The organism is Testudinibacter aquarius (assembly GCF_004342725.1).
GTDB lineage: Bacteria > Pseudomonadota > Gammaproteobacteria > Enterobacterales > Pasteurellaceae > Chelonobacter > Chelonobacter aquarius.
The window spans coordinates 248,286-272,504 of record NZ_SMCP01000002.1 but is presented as its reverse complement, the minus strand read 5'-3'; the positions used below and the strand labels follow the sequence as shown (position 1 = coordinate 272,504).

Sequence of the window (24,219 nt, the reverse complement as noted above, 5' to 3'; positions counted from 1 at the left end):
GTTTATTTACAATAATATAAAGTAGGAGTAGCAATGAAAAAATTAATGAGTTTATCATTGGCGTTATTGGCAACTTCTGCCATGGTGTTAGCCAACCCACCAGCTGATAATTTGATTTATGATTATGAGCAGCATCAAACGCTTAAGTCCGGCACAATCGATTATTTTATCCAATCCAAAAATGGCGCCGGAGCCAAAAACAATGCGGTGTGTGAAGATGGTTTGTTTTTCAGCGATCACTATCTGGCCGTCTTTGACGGTGCAACCGATAAATCTGGCAAAAAATATGACGGTAAAAAAGGCGGGCGGGTCGCTCGCGATATTATCCAAGCGGTTTTCCAAGAATTACCGCCTAACACCCCGAAAGAAGAGGTGTTAACCCGTATCAATCAAAAATACCAAGAATTCTATGCCGCCAACAGCGATATGGATTTTGAGAAAAATCCATTGTTCCGCCCAACGGCAACCTTGATTTGGTACAACTTTGACAGTAACGAATTGGTGGCGATTGGTGATTCTAAAGCACGGATTGACGGAGTGCCGTATAACGACGGCGAGAAGTTGGTGGACACCCTCAATAGCGCTTTACGAGTTAAAGTGATTGAGGCGTTGAAATTAAGTGATGAGCAAATCGCTGAAAAAGATTTAGGTCGTGACTACATCATGCCGCTGCTACAACGCCAATCGGAATTTCAAAATAACCCTGATGCACCGGAAGCCTTCCAATTTTGGGCGATTGACGGTTTTAATATTCCGCCTGAGCAGCTTCGGGTGTGGCAATTTGATAAAAAACCGCGTGTGATCGAATTAGTGTCGGACGGCTATGAAGAGTATCCTGCAAATGCCGTGATTGCCGATTATGAAACCGCACTTGAAAGCGCCTTAAAAAATGATCCGATGCGAGTGAAAAATCCATCAACCAAAGGGATCAGCAAAGGCAATTACAGCTTTGATGACCGTGCAGTATTGATTTATCGCGCAAGATAATTGGAATACAACAGGAGATAACTACCATGAAATACACAATAGGAGCATTGGTACTTTTCTTATCCTTGACCGCACTTTCCGCCACAGCTATGGCCCCTACGCACGTTGATGCAATATTGGAACGCTTAAACAACGCCAATGATCACCGAGATCATGTGATGGTGGTGGCGCACCGTGGCTTGTGGAATAAAAACGGGCAAACGATTTATCCCGAAGCCTCGATTTCTTCGGTCAGAAAAGCGATCGAGCTGGAGATTGAAGTGGTCGAGCAGGATATCCGCAAATCGAAAGACGGCGTTTTCTTTGTGCTGCATGATGACGAGTTGGAACGAACTACCACTTGCAGTGGATCGGCAAAAGAGAAAACGATGCAAGAACTGAAACAGTGCAAATTGAAAATCGTCAATCAAGGGCAAGAAACCGCCACTGACGAGCAGATTCCGACCTTGGAGGAACTGTATGTCGAAATCAAAGGGCATATTTTGTTGAATTTGGATAACAAAATCAGCTATGAAGAGTTTCCGGCAATGTTTGAACTGGCGAAAAAACACGGTGTAGAAAAACAGATTCTGGCGTCGGTGAACCAAAATACGCCGGAACAGCGCGAAAGTGCGAAAAAAATCAATGCGGATTTGGCGCAATACGGCGTCAATTTAATGCCAAATATTTATGATAACAACGTCGATTTCACACTATATAAAACTATTTTGGCAGAATATCAACCGAAATTGGTGCAACTGCGCAATGCACATAAAATTGACGGCCCGTTAACCCAAGACGGCGGTATTTTCTTCAGTCCGGAAAGTTTGGAATTGGCTAAAAAATACAACACCCATTACTGGATTAATACGCTGTATGATCCGGGCACAACCCCAGGCTTGAGATCCGGTGGACGCGGTGACGAAATGGCGTTCTATGCTAAATTACCGTCGGAAGTCTATGGCTTCTGGGCGAAAAAAGGCGTAACCATGTTCCAAACTGACGAACCTGAATTCTTGTTGCAGTGGCTGAGCGAAAACGGTTATCGAAAACCGTATAACAATTAATTATTTTAGAGCCAGCATTAACAGGCTCTAAAATATGTTTGCTATGATAAAATCACTTAAACTCCAACTGGGTATTCAAACTGCTGAGAAATGTTTTTTCGTCACTGAGTTCGCTTTGGGTCAGGGGGTTGCGGTCTAGGTAGCCATTTTCGAACTCTAATTCCCACTGTACTAAATCACTGCTGACATCTAGCGTGAATTTATCGGTGAGTTCGGTGGCGCGGCGGGAGCGGTTGATGATCAGGGCAAGGCGCAGCAAGATGATCAAAGCTAATATGTCCTGAACTTCATAACGGTTGTCTTGTGGCGTCAGGTCACTCAGTTTAAACGATTTGATTTGAAAACGGGTGAGGGTAGCCAGCAGGCGTTGTTGGCTGCGGTCGAAACCGGGTAGTTCGCTGTTTTGCAAAATGTAGGCCGAATGTTTTTGTACACCGCTATGGTTGATGGCAATGCCGACTTCGTGCAGTAAGGCGGCGGACAGTAAGATATTTTGCATATCGGCGACCAAATCCGGATTACGCCAACGTGCGTATTTTTGCCCGAGCAGCACGGCAGTGTCAGCGACCCGCAGTGCTTGATCTTGATCGACATTGAAATGCTCCATCAGGCTGTTGACGGTGCGTTCACGAATGTCGTCCACTTGAAAACTGCTTTCTAAGCCGTACATCACCCCCTCGCGCAAGGCACCATCGGAATAGCGCATTTGTTCGATGCGGTAGTTTTCGAATACCGCACTTAGGATTGCTAAGCCGGGCACAAATACGCTGATGCGATCCTCGGTTAGCCCCGCAATTTTGAGTTTATCGAAGCTGTCGAATTTGAGTACCCGTTCGATAAGCTGTTGCAGATTTTCAGCGGTGATAACCCCGTCGTTATTGAAGTTTTCTGCAATAATCTGACTGACGGTTTTGATGGTGCCGGAAGAACCCAGCACAGATTGCCAGCCCAAATGGCGATATTCCCAAGACAGATCTTCAATTTTGGACAGTGCAGCCTGTTTGGCTTGGTTGAAGTTTTTATTGCTGATTTTTCCATCAGCAAAATAGGTCTTACCGAAGCTGACACAGCCCATGTGGCGGCTTTCGGCGATCAGCGGATTAAAGCCCTCGCCGATAATCATTTCAGTCGAGCCGCCGCCAATATCCACCACCAGTTTACGTCCGTTCTCCGGTTGGGTGTGCGACACGCCGGAGTAGATCAATTTAGCTTCTTCGGTGCCGGAGATAATCCGAATCGGGAACGGAAAAACTTGTGCTGCTGCTGTCAAAAACTCCTCGTTGTTGACGGCACGACGCAGCGTATATGTGCCGACTGCTCTGACATTTTCCGTCGGGAAGCCTTGCAACCTTTCGGCAAACAGTGCCAGACAAGCCACCCCGCGTTCAATCGCTTCACGGCTGAGTTGCTGCTTGTCGTCTAGCCCTTGCGCCAGTTGTACTCGTTGCTTTAAGCGGGATAAAACTTGGATCGATCCGTTGACGATGCGCACAATAATCATGTGAAAACTGTTGGAGCCTAAATCAATGGCGGCAAACTCTTTTGTATTTGATTCGGTGGTGGTTTGTTGGTTCATAAGGCTTACTCTTTGATTTTTTTGTTAGATTGGTTCAGTAAATAATCATGGATAGCCAATTGCGAGCGGCAAGGTGGTTGATCGTTACGAACGTATTTGTTTTTTTCTTCCGCATCAATAATACGCGCTTTTATATTATCTGATAACTGAAGATTTAAAATATCGATCACACATTGTTTGGCATCGATGTCCAGCAACGGTGCGCCGACTTCAATGCGGCGATCTAAATTTCGGGTCATCCAGTCGGCGGAGGAGATATACACGTCCGGATCGCCGTCGTTTTCAAAATAATAGACTCGTGGATGTTCCAAGAAACGATCAATGATGCTGATGATCTGGATATTTTCACTTAGTCCGCTGACCCCGGCACGCAACGAGCACATACCGCGTAAAATCATGCGAATTTTTACTCCGGCTTGGCTGGCAGTATATAATAAATCTACAATTTCTTGATCAACCAAATTATTGATTTTTAGAATAATACCGCTCTTTTTTCCGGCTTGAGCATGTTTGATTTCACGATTGATCAACGCAGACAGACGATTTCTGACGTTGATTGGGGAGACCAGTAAATGGCTGAATTTGGTCGGGCTGAATGGCATTTCGATAAAACGGAAGACTCGTTTTACCTCTTCGCTGATCTTGCTGTTTTTGGTTAGCAGAGCAAAGTCGGTATAAATCCGCGCGGTGCTTTCATGAAAGTTGCCGGTGCCGATATGGGCATAATCGACCAGTTGCTCATTTTCACGTCGGGTAATCAAAAATAACTTAGAATGGATTTTAAAACCCGGTGAAGAGAACACTACTTTGATATTGTTGTCGGTCAAGCGTTTTGCCCAGTTGATATTGGCTTCTTCATCAAAACGGGCTTGCAATTCAATAATCACCGTCACTTGTTTGCCGTTGTTGGCAGCGTTCATCAAGGCTTCAATCACGCGCGATTTTTTCGCCACTCGATACAGATTAATCTTAATTGCGGTAACTTTCGGATCAAATGAAGCTTGACGCAACAGCTCACAAATGGTGTCAAAACTGTGGTATGGGTAGTATAGTAAAATATCTTTTTTGCTGATAGCTTCTAAAATCGTGGGCGTATGTTTCAATTGCGGATGCGCAATCACCGACAGCGGTGCATTCACCAACTCTTTATTGCCCAAATCCGGAAATTGCAGCAGGTGTTTAAAACTCAAATAACGGCCGCCAGCCTCCACTGAATCCAAGCTACTGATATTTAAGCGCCGTTTCAGCATTTTCAGCAAGGCTTTCGGCATGGATTTTTCATACAGAAAACGCACAGGCTGTGCAGTCACTCGCTGTTTCAAGCTGGAGGACATCAACTCCAACAGACTATATTCCACTTCAGTGATCAAATCATATTCCGCATCACGGGTCATTTTGATTGAATAGGCACTGATTTCGTCGTAATTAAAAATTTCAGTATCAAAAATATCTTCCAGACAGAAACGCAGCACGTTATCCAACAACACAATCCCTTGATGGCGCTTATACCGCTCTTTCGGCAACACAATAAAGCGTGGAATCGGATCGGAGGGAATGGGCAAAATTGCCAGAGTCTGAATTTTCTTATTTTTCTTTAACTCAATGATTAAGTTGGAGTTATGGGCGCTGAGCGAAGTTAATAAATCGATGTCTTCATTCAGAATAATCGGGAAAATATAGGGTTTTATCTCTTGTTTAAAATAGGTTTTCAGCCAGTTTTGATGATAGGGGGAGAGCTGGGTTTCGTTAATCAAAAAGATTTTATGTTTCGCCAAGCGTAACATTAGCCGACTGTAAATTTCATTAAACTGCTTGTTTAGGGTTTCGGTGCGCTGCTGAATCACCGCCAACTGGCTGCGAATCTGTTTGGCGGGCTGCGATTCCTGCCCACGGATAATCAGCAATTTGTGTTTGAGATTGGCGAACCGCACTTGATAGAATTCGTCCAGATTAGAGGCAAAAATGCCCAGAAAGCGAATCCGTTCCAATAACGGATTGCTTTCATCATAGGCCTCTTGCAGCACTCGCTCATTAAATGCCAACCAGCTCAGCTCCTTCGAGGTGTAGCTGCTTTCATCGATTGCCAGTGATAACATCAGGTTTTTCTCCTTTTGACTATTTTTATAATACAGCGTGTTAGCACGCTCAGACTGCTGACAAAGGTTAAAATACACGATTAATATTGTAAAAGCCCGAACCGCACCTTGTATTTTTCCTTTATTAATTAAGTGCTTATACCGCACTTCGCAAACGGGCGGATGCAATCCGCCCCTACTTTGCCTCATCAAATATCTTTGTCAATAATCTGCAGTGTGTTAGCACGCTTTAGTTTTAAAATTCGAATTGGTACAGCAAATCAAATGCTTGGTTCACCCCTGAAACCGATTGTAAATAGAGTTGTGGTAATATCTTATAACGTAAAGTCAGCTCTGCCAATGGCTGAAACAGGCCGACACCATATTTTACTTGCAAGCGTGGGGTTATATTACCGCTGACCACCACTTGCGAACTGTCGCCGATGCCGGCGGTATCTAAGGATAAATCGCTGATGCCAAAGGCTTCACCGATGCCACCGACCAGTTTTCCACTTTTGGCAAGCCCTAAGCCCAACATGGCGGCGCCAATCGAGGCGCTGGACGCCGAATCGCCGCTACTGCTTAAGCCACGCCCGGTCAAGAGATATGACAATGCTTCGTCTTGCGACATGCCCGGTTCGGAGAACACGACCACATCCGGCTGTTCGGCGATGCCGGTCACTTTGATCCCCGCAACGACTTTGCTGTTTTCCATCGCTTCCGGGTTACGAATGGCTTCGATATTGAGGAACGGTTGTGACGCTAAGCCGGAAAAGCTGATTTGCCCGCGTCGAATCAGTAAATCTTGTCCGAACGAGGCGTAACGCCCATTTTGAATATTCACTTGTCCGTATAGTCCTAGCGTTTTCTCTTGGCGCACGGATAACGTCCCGTTCAGATTGGCTCTCAAGCCGTAGGCGTCCAGCAAGACATCATTGCCGATATTCAGCATAATATTGGAAGAGATCAACATGCCATTTTGTTGCTGAAGGGTTGAGGTTTGCAGCGCTTGACGGATCGTTGCTCGATTTTTGCTATCGACAATCACCAAATCACTGCTGTTGCCGACCGCACTTTCCGGCAGTTCCTCAATTTCAATTCGCGCCCAAGGTACATCAACATTACCAGTCAGGCTTAAGAGCTGCGGTGTGACTTTGGCTTCCACATTCGGGCTGACATCAATTTTGGCAATTCCGGGTAAATCGAGCCGGAAGCGATTGCCTTGTGCCGCAATTTGCGCTTGCCATTGCTCCAGTGAACGCCAAGAGGCAGAGCCGTTCAAATTTAATTGGCTATCCGGCGTTTTTATGATGCCATTGAGGGTTGAATTGGTGCCATTAAACGTCAGGCTAAGCTGTCCGTCGCTGATAGCAAATGGCATGGAATACATTTTGGCGCGCAGCGAATCGAGCTCAAAACGACCATTGAGCAACGGCGTCTGTAAATTGCCACCCAACTTCAAGTTACTGTTAATATTGCCGCTAATCGACTCGCCTTTGGCTAACAATTGGCTGAGCAAGTTTAAATTGAAACGCTGTAATTGGATGTCGCCAGACAACTGACGGCTTGCCGCCAGATCGCCAATCGTCAAATTGGTTACCAATTTTCCTTGTCGATTGATGTCGGTTTGTGCCTTTAAGGTCAGGTTATTGTCCTGAATTTGGCTGTTGATTTTCAAATTATGTAGCGCAATTTGGAAAGTGCGGTAGTCGATTCGCTGTTTAAAGCCCAGTTCGTTGCTGTCGAGTGCCAGTGCCAATTGAAACGGTTTGTCGCTGTACCAAGCGACACTGCCCTTGCCGTTGACAATGCCGGATGCTTGACTGTTCTGTTCTAAAAAACTGTTGACCATTGCCAGATTAATCTGTTTCAGCTCAAATGGAATATCGCCCTGAATGCCCGCCTTGAACGGCTGTGGAAAGCAGAGTTGCGCTTGTTGGTTGACCCAGCAGTGTGCAGAAATATCGGCTTCGGTTTTTGCAGCATTAAAACTGAGTTGCACGTTTTGGTTATTGCGCCAGTCACCGACCGGTGAATTGAGGCGGATCTGACTTAAGGTGCCTTGCCAAAGCGCTTTGGCACGATCAAAGCTGCCGTAAATATTCAACGTGCCGGACACCGGATCACCGCCGGTGCGCAGGTTCAGCTTATGATTTTTTTCGTTGCCTTCGGCAATCAATTTGGTCTGTTGCAGCTTGATGTCGCCATATTGAAATGAGTTCAAATTGAGGTACAGCGCGCCGGCAATCATTTCGTCCATATCAATTTTGCCTTTGACACTCAAATTGCGCAGCTGGAAGTCCTGATAATCAATATTTTTGCTGACCAGATCAATGTCCGCAGACGGTTTCTGCACACTGCCCTGAAGGTTGATGCGGCCGTTTAACGAAGCCGATAATTGTGGTAACAGTCCAGCCAGATTGGGCGCATCAATATCCGCTTGCAGGTTAGATTGTTGGTCAACATGACCGTTCAGCAGAATGGTGTTGTTGCCATAGACTAACTTCAGTTGATCCGCATTCAGCAACTGCTCGTTAGTGCTTTGCAGCTTACCACTCAATTGTAACGGTTGATTATTCAAGCGTCCGTCAATCGCCACCTCGCTCAACTCAACTTGCCACTGCTCGCCGTTGACCGCCCCTTGTGTTTGCAGCCCGCCGTTCAATAGCGCCTTCCATTCCGGCAGATAATTGCGGGTGTCGATGCCGTCCAGTTTGACCGCACTTTGCCACTCGACACCGTTACGCCATGCCAGTTTACCCTGCAAATCCAGCTTGCCTTGCAACGCTTCGAGCAACAGTTGCTGAATCTCCAGATCGGCAATCGTACCCTGTGCATTCAACTGTAGATTGGCTGGTGGAATATCCTGCCCGTCAGCTTGTGAGGATAGTGCAATTTGGTATTGCGCCAAATCGCCGTGCAGCTGTAAATCCAGATTTTGTAACCGCACTTGTGGTGGTGTGTCCGCTGTTTGTTCAGCCGCCGTAAACGGATAGCGGAACAGCGGGCTGGTCAGATGGATTTGAAACGGGTTGTTGGCTTGATTCAGTTGAAATTGCCCATCGAGTTGTAGATCAGCGGCGCCTTGGGTTTCAAGCTGTAATACAGCGGTTTGTTTTAATGCGCCGTCTAAGCGCAGCTTAACCGCACTTTGTGGTAGCAACAACACTTCGTTTTGCAGCAATGGATAAATATCTGCGTCAATTTGGACATTCAGCGGAAAATCCTGTGCCAAAGTGATCGAACCTTGCCCATTGAGGTCGAGCAGATCGCTGTTGATTTTCAGTTGTTGCAGTTGCACTTGCTCACCGCTGGCATCTGCCAACAGATCGACCGTTGGAATGGCGATGTTTAATCCGTTTTCACGCTGCTCTAGATAGTGCCAATCTCGACCATGCAGCCCCAACAGATGAATATCAAACGGCAGAATCACTTGTTGTAATTTGCCCAACAAGGGGTTGGCAAGTTGCTGTTGCAGCGCTTGCCAGTCAATCGGTGCTGTGCTGCCTTCGGCTTGAGTGATTTCAGGTGTTGCTTGTTGCGTTTTGTCTCCTGACATCGTGACCAGCAACTGTTGAATTTCGGTCGGTTGAATGGTCAACCCTTGCTGATTATTTAACGAAAGTGCGGTTTGAAAGCGGTTTAAGACCACGTGCATGTTGTCAACTTGGGTGTTGACCTCAGTCAGGCTGACATTGTTCACTTCAATCTCAAGCGGCAATGTGATACGCCGCATTTCGCCAGAAGCGGACTGGTTTTCGTCGGATGGCGGCAAAAGTGCGGTATCCACCCCCACATTGACCTGGTGCAGGCTGACGTCATCAAGGCACAAACGGCGTTGCCACAGACAAGAAAATTGCAATTGTGCACGTGCTTGCGCCACCGAAACTGAGATGCCTTGACTGTGATATTCCAGATTGTGCAGCAGCAAGCCGTCGCTTAAATTGCCGCTGACTTGTTCGATTTTCAGTTCGTCCAACCAGTTGTCTGCCAGTTTTAACAAGCCACGTTGACCGTAACCGCTGCTCAATAAGGCAATTAATCCCAGCACTAACAGCAACAATAAGCTAAGGGTGGCGCACAGCCACTTGCGCCAACCGCACTTTTTGCGTTTAGTCGGCGCAGTGCTGGCTTCGGCGTGATCGGGGGTTGTTTTTTCTATTGCCTGATCAGCTTGCTGTTCGGGCTGTGGTATCTGATGATTTTTTGTGTTCATTACAACTCTGTTCCTAAACCGATGTAAAATTGGATATTTTTGCTGTTGTCTTTATCACGAATCGGGGTGGCAATATCAAATTTGACCGCACCGATCGGCGATGCCCAACGTACACCGACGCCGGCACCGGAGCGCAATTCGGCGCTGGAAAAATTATCCGCCGCCAATCCGGTATCATAAAATACCGCTGCCCACCAGTCGGAGTAGACTTGATATTGATATTCAAAATTGGCGATCGCCATGCGTGAAGCACCAACCAACTTGCCTGCGTCATCTTTCGGTGACACTTTTTTATAGCCGTAACCACGAATGCTGCGATCGCCACCGGCAAAATAGCGTAATGCGGGTGGAATGCGTTCCAACTCATTGGTATTCAGATAGCCGATTTCAAACCGGGTCAGGAAGCGGTGGTTGGTGTGATAGGTGCGAATCCAGGCGGAGGAGGCGCGAACGCTGAAAAAGTCCACATCTGAGCCCCACATTTTGCGCCCGATATTAAACGTCAGATTCTGTGCATCGCCCCATGTCGGGAACATGCCGCCACGCAACCGAGTGCGGTTGAAACCGACGGTTGGGTACAATAACAGGGTTTTGTGCGAAATATCCGCTTGGGTGAAGTCGTCATAACGAGCCCGCAAACCGGCGAAATATTGCCAGCCACTGCTGTGATTCCAATAGCGCAGACCCGCGAGCGTAATGGTGCTGGATTCGGTGTCATTGTTGTTTTCCCGTTCCATCCCGCCGGAAAACTCGTAATAATAATTCATCGGGTTGGATAGCAATGGAATGCGATAAGTGGCTTCAACCGTTTGTTGTGGTGCCGACAGATACAAGTTGCTGCGGAAGCTGTGACCACGGCTGTTGATCCAAGGTTTGCTCCAGCCGATTTGTAAACGTGGGCCGACATCGGTGGAGTAGCCGATCCCCAATTCAATGCTGTTTTTCTTTTTCGGGCGCAGCAGCACGCCTAAATCAACCTGCTTGGCAGCCGCATCCAAGTGCGGTTCCAACAATACCGAACTAAACCAATTGCTGGCGGTGTAGTTGGCGGTCAAGGTGGAAAGATCATTAATCAGATAAGGCTCACCACGTTCAATCGACAACATGTTACGCAGATAATCTTCACGAATTTGCGAATGGGAAAAATGGATATCGCCGTAGCGGTAGCGTTCACCACTGTTGAACACGATATGCCACACCGCTTTGTGTTCGTCGGGGCTGACGAGTAACTGCGACAACACAAAATCCGCATCAAAATAGCCCCGTTTGGCGGCTAAATTTTGCAGGCCGGATTTGTAGGCGTCATAGCTACCTTGATTCAGCACCGAGCCCACGGCGGGCAAGGTTTGATTCAGTTTGATAAATTCCGGATCCTGTGCGGCATCGCCTAAAATTTGGATTTCCGGTTGTGCATTTTTCACCGGTTTTGCCAAGGTAACGTTGGCAAACAGCAGATCTTTTGCCGGCGCCGGGCGTGGTTGCAGTTGAAACTCAATCTGATTATTGAAATAGCCCAATGCCCGCAACGCATTTTCAATGGTTTGTCGCACTAAATACTGGTAACGCTCTGAACCGTCGGCTTCATCATTACTCAATCGCGATAGATAAACTCGGACATTCTTGCTCAATTCCGGGTTGTCGATGCCTTGCACCCGTAGTAAAACGGTTTGCCCTTGAGCCAGCGCTTTCAGAGGAAGTGTTGGCAGTAATACAGCACAACCGAGCAGTAGCAAACGGGTGATCTTTCCCGTGAATAACAAACGTTGAAATAATTTCACAGCAACTCCAAATTGGTTATATTGTTCTTTGAATAAAATGGTGTTGTACAAAAGTTCGTCTTAAAAAATCGTCAAACAATGGGACAGTAAAATGTAACTCGCCATAAGTCGGACTATAAATCATTCCTTTGTTGATAATACCTTGCCTTACATTACTCAATGCAGAATTTTTTTTGCCGAGAATAGCCGCAATTTCAGGTGTTTTATAAGGACCATTGCCTAATGATGCCATCGCAATCACATAATCTCGTTCAGCATTCGTTAACCGATCCAAACGGACACTAAAAAAACCGTGGTCTAAATGATCAAAAACCTGTTGCGATGCATTAATAACATCAGTTTTTGAGATTGTTGAACCGCTAATGGCATGATCCCAAACTTGTGAACCCCACTCTTGCAGGAAATAAGGATAGCCTTTTGTTTTTTGATAAATCAAAGCTAATGCTTTATCGGAAATGGATTCACCCAAATGTTCAATCGGATTTTTGATCGCTTTAGCGGCTTCGGCTTCGGTTAATGCACCGATAGAAGGGTAACTAAACAGTCGTTCAGCATAAGATTTTGCATCGCCAGACATTGCGGCAACTTGTGGTAGTCCGGCACCAAAGAATAAAATCGGTAGATTTTTTTGATTACATTTGTGTAGTGCAACAATAAACGCCGCTAAATCAGTTTTGTTCAGGTATTGCACTTCATCAATCAGAATAGTCCACGGTTTTTTGCCTTCTTTTGCCAACTCTCCAAGGATGACAAAAAGTTCAGAAAGATCGGATTCCAGTTTGCCGCTATCGGCACTACCTAGTTCTGGTTCGATTTCAATAGAGATCCCGCTAATTTCAAAATTAAAATTCGATAAAAATGATTTAAGCACGGAAAAGCCACGCATGGCTTTGTCTTTAATTGCTTCAATTCGGGATAACTTCTTCAGAACTTGCTGGATTTCAGATTGAAGCACTTCAATTAAATTAATATTTTCATTGGCTTCAATAAAGCTGGTAATGTGCTGGTTTTGTTGTGCAATATCATCTAAATGGTTAAGTAATACCGTTTTCCCTACACCACGCAATCCCAGTAGCATTTGCGATCGGCTTTGATTGCCCAGACTTGCCCGTTTGATACTGACGGTTGCCGTTTCAATAATGACTTCACGTCCCGCAAGTTCTGGCGGTGATGTGCCTGCGCCAGGAACAAAAGGATTTTTGATTGCATCCATAGAATAATCCTGCCTTAAATATTTTAAGGTATGTATTTTAGCTTAATTAATGACCCACGCCATAGTAGCAAAGTATTTAAAGATATTCATTAATATGTATCGATATGCCTGAAGATTTATTGTGATCGGTGAGACATTATCACAAGATATTTTAATATATTTATTAATATGCATTGATATGTATTGATATGTGTTTTTTTCATCTGGTGTTTATCAAAAGATATGTTGCTAGATGTGATGATATGTAACTTTGCCTTAAATTATGCAGATGGTATGCGGTTAGCCAAATTTTGACAGTCATAAAAATGTAACAATTCTTTGTTAGAGTAACCTCGCTCAATGTTGAGTCAACGTTATTTCGCATACCATTCATAAAAGGATTGTTTATGTTAAAAAAATCAATTTTGCTTACCGCACTTGCCAGCGCAACCGTCTCTTTTTCTGCCAGTGCCGCAACCAATGCCACGACTGTCACTTGGTGGCATGCCATGGGCGGACAGCTTGGGGAGACGGTCAATAAGATGGCAGCAGGCTACAATGCTTCACAAAACCAGTGCAAAATCGATCCGATTTATAAAGGCAGCTACGAAGAACTGTTAACCGCTGGCATCGCCGCATTCCGAGCTAAACAAGCACCGAATATCATTCAAGTTTATGATGCTGGTTCAGCGACAATCATCAATGCTAAAGGGGCTTTGATTCCGGTGGCTGATCTGTTTGCTGAAAGCGGCATTGAATTTGATAAAAACGATTATCTGCCGGGCGTGCGCAATTTCTATGCCGACAGTCAGGGCAAAATGATTGGTATGCCGTTCAACTCTTCGGCAGCAATTTTGTATTACAACAAAGCCGCATTGGAAAAAGCCGGGGTACAGCCGCCAAAAACCTGGGAAGCGTTTGAAGCGATTGCCGAGAAGTTAAAACAAGCCGGTTATACCGCACTTTCACAATCCCATTCGCCGTGGATTTTGTTCGAAAGTTTCCATTCGCGTAACAATCTGCCCTTAGCGGATCTGAATAACGGTTTCGACGGTCCGGCAACCAAATTGAATTACAACAGTCCTGAAATGAAAATGCAGTTAAGCAAATTCAAAGAGTGGAAAGACAAAGGCTACTATGGCTACTACGGCGAAGGCTGGGGCGATAACCAAACACCGTTTGAGAAAGGTGAAGTCGCGATGTGGCTAGGCTCCAGCGGCTCTTTCGGCGGAATCAAATCACAAGCGGATTTTGAATTTGGCACGACCTATCTGCCGTATTGGGATTCAATCACCAAAGGTCAGGAATATCACACCTTTATCGGCGGTGCGGCGCTGTTTGCGTTTGCAGGCAAAGCCAAGGCGCAAAATGCTTGTACTACCGATTTCTTTAAATTCCTGAGCTTGCCGCAAACACAGGCGGACTGGCATAAAGAGACCGGTTATGTGCCAATTACCACTGCCGCTTATGAAAAAGTGAAAGCGGAAGGCTATTATCAGCAGGAACCGGCGGCAGAAACCGGTATTTTGCAGTTGAATCTGCCGAGCGGCGAGTGGACCAAAGGCTACCGTTTGGGCTTCTATCCACAAATTCGTGAAGTGATTCGTAGCGAAGTGACCAAAGTGTTCACCGGCACAACCACGGTTGATCAGGCGTTGAGTGTAATAGAAAAAGACGGTAATCAGTTGTTGTCTCGTTTTGCGCAGACGGTGAAATAAGTCGAAGTGCGGTTTTTAGCCTGAGGTAGCGTTGATCAATAAGCTATCTCAGTTTTTCTTATTTTTGGACCAGAATATGAATAAAAGAACCTTTAAACATTCTGCTTTACCCTATTTTTTTATTGCGCCGCAATTACTGATTATCGCCGTATTTTTCGTCTGGCCGGCGTTGCAATCGGTCAATATGAGTTTTTATTTGCAAGATCCGTTCGGATTCAGTTCGACTTTTGTCGGTTTACAAAATTACATTGACGTGCTGAAAAATCCCAATTATTTCAAATCATTCCGCTTTACCTTGCTGTTTTCGGCGTTAGTCACCTTTTTCTCACTAGCGCTTGCTTTGCTGCTGGCGGTGAAAGCCGACCAAGTGATTCGCGCCAAAAACAGTTATAACACCCTGATTATCTGGCCCTATGCGATTGCGCCTGCGGTGGCGGGCTTGCTGGCGGTTTTTCTGTTTGATTCCCATGTCGGGCCACTGTACCAATTGTTTAACCAGATGTGGCATTTTGATCATAAACTGGATTCGTTTGATGCGACGTTGGCATTGGTGCTGGTATCCGTCTGGAAACAGGTGAGCGTCAACTTTGTGTATTTTATTGCCGGTTTACAGGGCATACCGCACTCGGTGAAGGAAGCCGCGGCAATTGATTGTAAAAGTCGTACTAAGCGCTTTTGGACGATCACTTTTCCATTGCTGGCACCGACCACGTTTTTCTTACTGGTGATCAACATTACTTACGCCTTTTTTGAAACCTTTGGCATCATCGACACCTTGACTCGCGGTCGTCCAAGCGGTGAAACCTCAACCTTGGTGTATAAAATCTATCAGGATGGCTTTCTTGGTGCAGATTTAGGCGGCAGTTCGGCACAATCGGTGCTGTTGATGGTATTTGTGATGTTGCTAACGGTAGTGCAATTCCGTTTTTTAGAAAAGAAAATTCACTATTAATCAGGGGTTGAGGAATAATGATGAAAACAAAATTTTTTGATCATCTGATTTTAATCAGTGGGGTGATCTTTTTGATGCTGCCGGTGTGGTTGGCGCTGACGTCGTCCACCCACAGCGCTGAATATTTGGCACGCAACGGAATACAATTTTGGTTCGGTGACGAATTTATCAGCACTTATCGTGATCTGCTGTTCGGTTCCTCCAGTGTCTTTTTAAATGATAGCTCGCTGCAAATCGAAGGTGCCAGCGGTTTGGTGATGCTGAAAAACTCGCTGATTCTGGGCTTGGGTTTTGCGATCGGCAAAATTATCATTTCAATGTTGGCAGCGTATGCGATTGTCTATTTCCGCTTCCCGCTGGGAACATTCCTGTTCTGGATTATCTTCAGTTCGTTGCTGTTGCCGCTGGAAGTGCGGATCATTCCGTCCTACGAAATCGTAGCACAATTGGGCATGGTCAACAGTTACACCGGCTTGATTTTACCGCTGATTGCTTCGGCAACGGCAACATTTTTTTTCCGCCAGTTTTTTCTGTCGATTCCGGACGAGTTGATCGAAGCCGCGAAAATGGATAATGCCGGACCTTGGCGCTTTTTCATCGATATTTTATTGCCGTTATCGAAAGCGATGATTGCTGCGATTTTCATCATCATGTTCGTGGTCGGTTGGAATCAGTATCTATGGCCGATTTTAATGACTACCGATGATAGTTTCAAAACCTTGCTGTTGGGAATTAAAGACATTATCAATGTGTTGGATGATGGCAAAATTCCGGCATATAACCGTGCTTTTGCGTTGGCAGTATTGTCAATTGCACCGCCGGTATTGGTAGTGGTGCTGTTCCAAAAATGGTTTATCAAAGGTTTGGTTGATTCCGATAAGTAAAGAGAGAAAACGATGTCCGCATTAGAAATCAGAAATGTCAGCAAAATTTATCCTAACGGCAAGGTGGCAACACAACGTGCCGATATCAGTATCGAAACCGGCGAGTTTGTGGTATTTGTCGGACCGTCCGGTTGTGGCAAATCTACGCTGCTGCGCATGATCGCCGGTTTGGAGTCGGTTACTTCAGGCGATATTTTGTTGGCAGACGAACGAATTAATGATTTAGAACCGGCAGATCGCAACATTGCGATGGTATTTCAAAACTACGCCTTGTATCCGCATATGACGGTGTTTAACAATCTGGCGTATGGCTTGATTAACCGTAAATATCCAAAAGCGGAAATTCAAAAACGCGTGGAAGCCACTGCAAAAATGTTGCAGTTGAGCGAATATTTGCATAGCAAACCAAAAGAGCTCTCCGGCGGTCAGCGGCAGCGGGTGGCAATGGGACGGGCGATTGTGCGTGAACCGAAACTGTTTTTGTTTGATGAACCGTTGTCTAATTTGGATGCTAAACTGCGTAACACCATGCGGTTGGAAATCAAAGCGCTACAGCGACGTTTGAAAACGACTGCGGTGTATGTCACTCACGATCAGGTGGAAGCGATGACCATGGCGGACAAAATCGTGATTCTCAATCGTGGTACAGTCGAGCAAATCGGCACACCGCAAGCGATCTATCACCGTCCGCAAAATTTGTTTGTGGCAACATTTATGGGCTCACCGGCGATGAATATTTTAGATGCCAGTGTGCAGCAAAATATGTTGCGGCTGCCAAGCGGACACTATTTTAAACCGACATTTGCATTGTCTGAAACTTGGCAGGGAAGAGCGGTCAAAATCGGAATCCGTTCGGAAAAAATCCAATTGTCACGCCAGCCGCCGACGGTGGAAAATCCGTTTTTGCTGGCGGTCAAGGTGGTTGAAGATTTGGGAGCACAACGGGTGATTCACGGCAGTTTAGGTTCGCAACCACTATTGGCAGTGACTGAAATGAGTAATATTACCACCGACGAAACCTTGTATTTCAGCGTTGCCAGCAGCGACATCTACCTGTTTGATGCCGAAAGCGGACAGGCAATTTATCACGATAATATCAATACTTAAGGTGGGGAAGATGATACAGCTAATTACCCGCCTCTATTCTGAATTGCCGCCGGTGTCTGACCACGAACCGATTTTAGCTGATTGGGTTTATCTGAAATAACCTGCCCACAGCACGGAGCGATGCTGGCACAAGTTTGTAACTTGCCTTGCCCTTCGCCCCTTGTGGGAGAAGGACAGATTTTAGCTTCGTTCAGAAGCAAAAATCAGGATGAGGGGGCAGGATGTAGTGCTGTGATCCTATATTTCACCCTCATCCGCCCTTCAGGCACCTTCTCCCATCAAGGGAGAAGGGAATAATGTGCTGGCAATTGAGTTGGTGAAAACGCTGGAACGTAGTTGTTAGAACTCCTTCTCCCATCAAGGGAGAAGGATTAAAGCGATTGCTTATTTCTTCAACGCCCCCAAAATACCACGCACAATTTGGCGGGATATTTGGTTGCGGATATTGCGGCCGACGCTTTTGCTGACGCTGCTGACCAACTGTTCGGTGACCGTCAGTTGCTCGCCACGTTTTTTGGTACCGAAGATCATGCGGCTGAGGCTGCCGAACAGGCTGCTGTCTTCCTGTTGCGCCTGCTCCGCTTGTTTCTGCGCCACCGCTTCCAGATTCTGCTGCTCGGCATTCAGCACTTCAAATGCCGATTCGTTATCGACCTCGTCGCGGTAGAACGGATACAATTCGTCATCCTTCACCCAGGCAGCACGTTGTTCGGCACTGATCGGTTTTAACTGGCTTTTCGGCGGATAAATATAGGCGATTTCCACCGGGGTCGGCATGCCTTTTTCATCGAGGAATGAGACCAGCGCCTCGCCAACACCCAGTGCGGTAATCGCCTCCACCACATTGACATCAGGATTGGTGCGAAAAGTTTCGGCGGCGGATTTAACCGCTTTTTGATCGCGCGGGGTAAAAGCACGCAGCGCATGTTGAATTCGGTTGCCCAATTGCCCCAGTACGCTGTCCGGCAAGTCGAGCGGATTTTGCGTGACAAAATACACCCCGACGCCTTTGGAACGGATCAAGCGCACCACTTGCTCGATTTTCTCAACAAGTGCGGTTGGCGCACCGTCAAACAGCAAATGCGCTTCGTCAAAAAACATCACAAATGTTGGTTTATCCGGATCGCCAACCTCCGGCAGATTTTCAAACAGTTCCGACATCAGCCACAGCAAAAAGGCGCCGTACATGCGGCTGGAGTTGATCAGTTTTTCAGAATTGAGAATATTGATCACTCCTTTGCCGTCACGGGTTTGCAGCCAGTCGTCCAAATTCAACGCCGGTTCGCCGAACAGCTTGGTTGCGCCCTCGTTTTCCAGTGTCAACAGCGAACGCTGAATCGCTCCGACACTGGCGGCGGACACATTGCCATATTCCACCCGATACGCAGCGGCGTTGTCAGCCACGTGTTTTAACATCGCACGCAAATCTTTCAAATCAATCAGCAGCAAGCCTTTGTCGTCTGCTACACGGAACACCAGATTCAGCAAGCCCTCTTGCGTGGCGTTCAGGTTTAACAGACGGGAGAGCAACAACGGTCCCATTTCGGAAATCGTAGTGCGCAGCGGAATGCCACTCTCGCCGAATACGTCCCAAAATGAGACCGGATAACCGCTCAAATAGCTTTCGCCGCCCAAGCCGAACTGCTCGATGCGTTCCGCCACTTTGCCTTGCAGTTCGCCGGCTTGCACCAGCCCTGAGATATCGCCTTTGACATCGACCAGAAACACCGGCACACCGTCGTCACTGAAGGCTTCCGCCAGTTTGCGCAGACTGATGGTTTTGCCGGTGCCGGTTGCCCCGGCAATCAAGCCGTGACGGTTGGCCATTTTGGCGGTTAAAGACAGGGTTTTGCCTTGTTTGGTTTGCGCTAATGCGTATTGGGTCATAGCAGTATCCTTTTGAAATGTTATCTGGTCCGATAAGTGCAGAGATGATAACGGATTTATACAATTGACGGAAGTTTAAACCGCACTTTAATACTGCTTCAACACAGTTTATTTTAGGGATGGGCTGGCATCGGTCAAAACCGACCAAAATGCGGCAATCAACGGCTGCTGCAAGCGTTTTTTCTGTACGCAAACCCCCAGTTCAAAGGCACTGGCGGACAGAGGCAGATCCAGATAAGAAACCTGTCCGTTCATCGGGCTGTTTTTAATCACGATGTCCGGCAGCAGCGCCACGCCACAACCCAGTGCTACCATCGGCACAATGCCCTCATGCCCGCTGACCGACGCATAAATTTTCGGCTGTTTGAATTTCATCTGCTTGAACCACAGATCGATACGCTCACGTACAGGCCCGGCGACCGGTAAAATAAACGGGATCTGTTCCCAATCAATCGGTTGTTGCTGCAATAAGCGGGTTGAAGGGCAAGCGACCCGCGGTGCAATCAATGACAGTTGGATATAATCGATAAAATGAAAGTCGATATTGTCAGGTAATTTCAGCGGTTTGCCGACCAATGCCAAATCGGCCTGTTGTGACCGCACTTGCTCCAGCGCATTGGCGGGGTCGCCGGTGGTTAGTTTGATTTCCACTTTCGGGTATTGGCGGCGAAAGGCTTCCAGAATCGGCGGTAGATGGCTGTAAGCTGCCGTGACCGAACAAAACAGTTTCAACTCACCGCTCAGCTCTTGCTGAACCGGTTGTAACTGAATTTTGATTTGCTGCCAGCGCTGCCACGCCGGTAGCGCAAACTGTAAAAACTGCTCACCGGCTTCGGTCAGGCTGACTTGGCGGTTATCGCGTAAAAACAGCGGTTGTTTCAGCTCTGCTTCCATTTTTTGAATCTGGCGTGAAAGCGTGGACGGGCTCATATGATTTTGTAGTGCCGTTTGGTTGAAATTGCGTTTTTCCACCAAATCCAGAAACAGTTTTATCTCTTGAAAGTTCATCGTGACCGCACTTTTATAAGGAGTTATTTGTGAAATATGATATAAGTACATAATCAATATAAAAAAATGCAAATTGCGTTTCGGGCGGATATGCAATCCGCCCTTACTTTGCTTTATCAACGATCGTTATGCACCTTCTTTATTGCAAAAAATGCAACTATAGATTGTAATAATATCAATTTTCGCAATCAGGATTTTAGACTATACTGACCGCACTTGTCCATTGGGGACAACCTGTTATTTACCCTTAAACTGAGGAAAAACCATGTCTAACTATTTTAATACCCTGAATCTGCGTCAACAGCTGGATCAATTGGGGCGCTGCCGTTTTATGGCACGCGAAGAGTTTGCTGATGAAGCCAACTATTTGAAAGGCAAAAAAATTGTGATTATCGGCTGTGGTGCGCAAGGCTTGAACCAAGGTTTGAATATGCGTGATTCCGGTTTGGATGTCAGCTATGCCTTGCGTCAGCAAGCGATTGATGAAAAACGTGCTTCGTTTACCCGCGCCAGCGAAAACGGTTTTAAAGTCGGCACTTATGAAGATCTGATCCCAACTGCGGATTTAGTGATCAACCTGACGCCGGACAAACAACACTCCGCGGTGGTGCAAGCAGTGATGCCGTTGATGAAACAAGGTGCGGCATTGGGCTACTCACACGGCTTGAATATAGTCGAAGTGGGCGAACAAATCCGCAAAGACATCACAGTAGTGATGGTGGCGCCGAAATGTCCGGGCACTGAAGTGCGTGAAGAGTATAAGCGCGGTTTCGGCGTGCCGACGCTGATCGCCGTTCACCCGGAAAACGATCCGCAAAACGAAGGCTGGGCAATTGCCAAAGCTTGGGCAGCGGCGACCGGGGGTCACCGTGCCGGCTGTTTGACCTCCTCTTTCGTGGCAGAAGTGAAATCTGACTTAATGGGCGAACAAACTATTCTGTGCGGTATGCTGCAAGCCGGTTCTCTGATTTGTTACGATAAATTGGTGGCTGAAGGCAAAGATCCGGCATATGCTGCCAAATTGATTCAATTCGGTTGGGAAACCATCACGGAATCGCTGAAACAGGGCGGGATCACGTTGATGATGGATCGTCTGTCCAATAGCGCCAAAATCCGTGCTTACGAACTGTCCGAGCAAATTAAAGGCTTGTTGCAAACCCTGTTTGAAAAACACATGGACGATATTATCAGCGGCACATTCTCGCGCGTGATGATGGAGGACTGGGCAAATAATGACGTGAATTTGCTGACATGGCGTGAGCAAACCGGGCAAACTGCCTTTGAAAAAGCACCGAAATATGAGGGTAAAATCAGCGAACAAGAGTACTACGACAATGGCGTGGTGATGGTAGCAATGGTTAAAGCCGGCGTAGAATTGGCGTTTGATACCATGGTTGCGAGCGGAATTTTGCAAGAGTCCGCCTATTATGAATCGCTGCATGAATTGCCGTTAATCGCCAATACCATCGCGCGTAAACGCCTGTATGAAATGAATGTGGTGATTTCCGACACCGCCGAATACGGCAACTACCTGTTCTCTTTTGCTGCCGACCCGATTCTGCGTGAAAAACTGGTACCGACGTTGGTGCGCGGTGACTTGGGTGAAAAAGTGGTTTCCGATGAAATCGACAATATCCGCCTGCGTGATGTCAACGAAGCCATCCGCAACCACCCAATCGAAAAAGTCGGTAAAGTGCTGCGTGACTATATGAAAGATATGAAAAAAATCGCTGTAGCCAGCTAAGCTGACCGCACTTTGCGAATCTAGAATCCCTTTGGTATCAGCATAAACCAGAGGGATTTTTTTATTGCCCAAACATCACCAGACCCTATTATACCTAAAAAATTCATTGAGCATCTTTATAAAATGCGATAGCAATCATTGGTATTAAGGCAAAAAAATAAAATGAAAAAACAGCTAACGAAGGCAGTACATAAAAATAATAACTCGTGATAAATTTACCTGCGATTATGATCAAGCCAATATGTATATATAAAATGGTTTTATATACCTTAAACCAAACGTTTTTATCAATAGCATTATACCGTCGGCTTATATGTGAATGTAATATTGGTGTTAAAGTAAACAGAATAAAAATACAAGGTAATGTTAGCAATGTTCCTTTCTCGGTTGATATTTTAAGATTAACTGCAACCCAATAAGCCAACTCATCAAACAACCACATGGAAACCAACCAACTTGTTACTAAAATCGGCAGCCATAATACAAGAAAAATCAAATAATGCTTTTGGCTAATTTTTCCTTCAAACTCAAATAGAAATGACCAAGTTTGTTTGAATTTATTCATTATTAATCCTTGTATTTATTATTAAAATTAGAGCAGGTTTCATGTGTAAGAAAAAAATCATGTAGATGCTCATTATTAGTGTCATATGTCACAACGATGAAATTAATTCCGTTTTCCAATGTATTTTTAATACCCATATGTTTACAATATATAGATTGTTGTTGAAATTCGATCATTATCTGACGGATTTCTTTTTTAGACGAGACTTCTATATTTTTTGTACTATCATAGATATGCGATAATATAACCGAGTCGGCTTGATACAATGGTATTGCCTTATCTAAATACAGAAAACCAGCTTTCTTATTATTCATATTTATCGAGTTAATACTGGATACAACTTCATCAATAAGTGCCTTGTTTGCATAAGTAAGTGAAGATGTTGCAATGATAGCCAAAGTAATGACTATTTTTGAGAATTGAGATAATATCCATATATGTTTAATTCTACTCATTGTAATTCCCTGTCTTAATTAAAAATATTCTGTATAAATTGCAATGGAATTTTGTTAATTTTTTTCTTTTTTGAGAATGAATAGTTTATATTCTGAAGATATGTCTGTTCCATATTCAGCAGTCATCATCTCAACTCGATCAATTTCCCAACCTTTTTATAAGTTTTCGGATAAGTCGTTTTCAAATTTTTTACTGGTATCTTCATCTTTTGATATAGAAAATGGTTGATTGCATCGGATAAATTTATAGTCATACATATTACTCTCTCCATTTTCCAGCCATAGGATCTACTTCAATAGTGAGAGGGCAAAATCCGTCATGAACAATGGTAAATCTATATCCTCCAAGTGTTTTATAAGTGCAACGATGTGCATATAAATTTATATCTGTGGCAGGTGTATCCGATTCGTTATAAGCCGCTTGCCAGTTATCTGCAAACACCATCCCCGAAGTTCCAAACGCTATTGCGGCAACAAGTAATTTTTTCATAAACAAGCTCCTATAAAGGCATAAACAAGCAATTAAGTTTACATAAAGGAATATTTTTCGCTGATATTATCTCTTTATAGCCCTTTATGCAAGCATAAAAATGGCAAAAAATATGCAGTAATAGAATATTTATGTGTGTAAGAGCTATGGCAAAATTTCCACCAACAACCATCGACTACCTAATCGGTCAACGAATCCAGCAAAAGCGTAAAGAAAAAGGCTATACCGCAGAATTGCTTTCAGAACTTGTGGATATTTCTCAACCGCAACTTTCCCGTTACGAACGTGGCACAAACAAAATCAATGTGGCTCATTTAGTTAAAATCGCCAATTTTTTGGAAACACCAATTAGCTATTTTTTTACGGATTGTATGCTGGATAAAGCGTGGAATAACGACAAGCGGGATCGTTATTGGCAAGAATTGAGCAATGCACAAAAAGATATCTTCGTAGCGTTTTTAGATGCGGTACGGCAGATTAAGGCATAGTAGACAAAATGCAAAATGCAAAATGCGGTTCGGGCGGATATATAATCCGCC

Annotated in this window: 18 protein-coding genes; 8 read left to right on the top strand and 10 right to left on the bottom strand. The window is 45.5% G+C overall.

Features of this window, described 5'->3' with window-relative positions:
* Positions 1-33 precede the first annotated feature (33 nt).
* Together EDC16_RS03065 and EDC16_RS03060 are read left to right on the top strand one after the other, a co-directional pair.
* The gene (locus tag EDC16_RS03065; RefSeq protein WP_132965284.1) at positions 34-987 is read left to right on the top strand and encodes a hypothetical protein; all 954 of its coding nucleotides are present in this window, start codon (positions 34-36) and stop codon (positions 985-987) included.
* Positions 988-1,013: 26 nt separating this feature from the next.
* Entirely contained in the window at positions 1,014-2,033 is a 1,020-nt protein-coding gene (locus tag EDC16_RS03060) for a glycerophosphodiester phosphodiesterase family protein (protein ID WP_132965282.1), read from the top strand.
* Positions 2,034-2,085: 52 nt separating this feature from the next.
* Here EDC16_RS03060 and ppx read toward each other — a convergent pair whose 3' ends face one another.
* The 5 genes from ppx to EDC16_RS03035 all read right to left on the bottom strand — a co-directional run bounded on the left by ppx (position 2,086) and on the right by EDC16_RS03035 (position 12,891).
* The gene (gene ppx / locus EDC16_RS03055; RefSeq protein WP_132965280.1) at positions 2,086-3,609 is read right to left on the bottom strand and encodes an exopolyphosphatase; all 1,524 of its coding nucleotides are present in this window, start codon (positions 3,607-3,609) and stop codon (positions 2,086-2,088) included.
* A gap of 5 nt (positions 3,610-3,614) precedes the next feature.
* A complete protein-coding gene (ppk1, locus tag EDC16_RS03050) occupies positions 3,615-5,705 on the bottom strand; it encodes a polyphosphate kinase 1 (protein WP_132965278.1) in 2,091 nt (696 codons plus the stop codon).
* A gap of 235 nt (positions 5,706-5,940) precedes the next feature.
* Positions 5,941-9,900, bottom strand: coding sequence for an autotransporter assembly complex protein TamB (gene tamB, locus EDC16_RS03045; protein WP_132965276.1), 3,960 nt, complete (start codon positions 9,898-9,900; stop codon positions 5,941-5,943).
* A complete protein-coding gene (tamA, locus tag EDC16_RS03040; protein WP_232517211.1) occupies positions 9,900-11,606 on the bottom strand; it encodes an autotransporter assembly complex protein TamA in 1,707 nt (568 codons plus the stop codon). Before tamA ends, tamB begins: the two co-directional genes overlap by 1 nt.
* 88 nt (positions 11,607-11,694) lie before the next feature.
* Positions 11,695-12,891, bottom strand: coding sequence for an AAA family ATPase (locus EDC16_RS03035; RefSeq protein WP_132965274.1), 1,197 nt, complete (start codon positions 12,889-12,891; stop codon positions 11,695-11,697).
* A 386-nt stretch (positions 12,892-13,277) separates the two neighbouring features.
* Here EDC16_RS03035 and EDC16_RS03030 point away from each other — a divergent pair, with 386 nt between their 5' ends.
* The 4 genes from EDC16_RS03030 to EDC16_RS03015 all read left to right on the top strand — a co-directional run bounded on the left by EDC16_RS03030 (position 13,278) and on the right by EDC16_RS03015 (position 17,531).
* On the top strand, positions 13,278-14,588 hold the full coding sequence (locus EDC16_RS03030; protein WP_132965272.1) for an extracellular solute-binding protein: 1,311 nt from the start codon (positions 13,278-13,280) through the stop codon (positions 14,586-14,588).
* A gap of 76 nt (positions 14,589-14,664) precedes the next feature.
* Positions 14,665-15,540, top strand: coding sequence for an ABC transporter permease subunit (locus EDC16_RS03025; RefSeq protein ID WP_132965271.1), 876 nt, complete (start codon positions 14,665-14,667; stop codon positions 15,538-15,540).
* 20 nt (positions 15,541-15,560) lie between these two features.
* Positions 15,561-16,424: an ABC transporter permease subunit gene (locus EDC16_RS03020; RefSeq protein ID WP_139608062.1), complete on the top strand. Its 864-nt coding sequence runs from the start codon at positions 15,561-15,563 to the stop codon at positions 16,422-16,424.
* Positions 16,425-16,436: 12 nt separating this feature from the next.
* A complete protein-coding gene (locus tag EDC16_RS03015) occupies positions 16,437-17,531 on the top strand; it encodes an ABC transporter ATP-binding protein (RefSeq protein WP_132965266.1) in 1,095 nt (364 codons plus the stop codon).
* 384 nt (positions 17,532-17,915) lie between these two features.
* On the opposite strand, the gene EDC16_RS03010 is transcribed toward EDC16_RS03015, so the two are convergent.
* A complete protein-coding gene (locus EDC16_RS03010; protein WP_132965264.1) occupies positions 17,916-19,418 on the bottom strand; it encodes a helicase HerA-like domain-containing protein in 1,503 nt (500 codons plus the stop codon).
* A 108-nt stretch (positions 19,419-19,526) separates the two neighbouring features.
* Complete coding sequence (gene ilvY, locus EDC16_RS03005) at positions 19,527-20,426, bottom strand: HTH-type transcriptional activator IlvY (RefSeq protein ID WP_132965262.1); 900 nt, start codon at positions 20,424-20,426, stop codon at positions 19,527-19,529.
* A gap of 265 nt (positions 20,427-20,691) precedes the next feature.
* On the opposite strand from ilvY, the gene ilvC reads away from it, so the two are divergent.
* The gene (ilvC, locus tag EDC16_RS03000) at positions 20,692-22,170 is read left to right on the top strand and encodes a ketol-acid reductoisomerase (RefSeq protein WP_132965260.1); all 1,479 of its coding nucleotides are present in this window, start codon (positions 20,692-20,694) and stop codon (positions 22,168-22,170) included.
* A 103-nt stretch (positions 22,171-22,273) separates the two neighbouring features.
* Here the strand turns inward: ilvC and EDC16_RS02995 are convergent, their stop codons facing one another.
* The 3 genes from EDC16_RS02995 to EDC16_RS02985 all read right to left on the bottom strand — a co-directional run bounded on the left by EDC16_RS02995 (position 22,274) and on the right by EDC16_RS02985 (position 23,680).
* Entirely contained in the window at positions 22,274-22,735 is a 462-nt protein-coding gene (locus EDC16_RS02995; RefSeq protein WP_132965258.1) for a hypothetical protein, read from the bottom strand.
* Between the two features lie 2 nt (positions 22,736-22,737).
* Positions 22,738-23,190, bottom strand: coding sequence for a hypothetical protein (locus EDC16_RS02990; protein ID WP_132965256.1), 453 nt, complete (start codon positions 23,188-23,190; stop codon positions 22,738-22,740).
* 259 nt (positions 23,191-23,449) lie between these two features.
* Positions 23,450-23,680, bottom strand: coding sequence for a hypothetical protein (locus tag EDC16_RS02985; RefSeq protein ID WP_132965254.1), 231 nt, complete (start codon positions 23,678-23,680; stop codon positions 23,450-23,452).
* A 146-nt stretch (positions 23,681-23,826) separates the two neighbouring features.
* On the opposite strand from EDC16_RS02985, the gene EDC16_RS02980 reads away from it, so the two are divergent.
* Entirely contained in the window at positions 23,827-24,168 is a 342-nt protein-coding gene (locus EDC16_RS02980) for a helix-turn-helix domain-containing protein (protein ID WP_132965252.1), read from the top strand.
* Positions 24,169-24,219 lie beyond the last annotated feature (51 nt).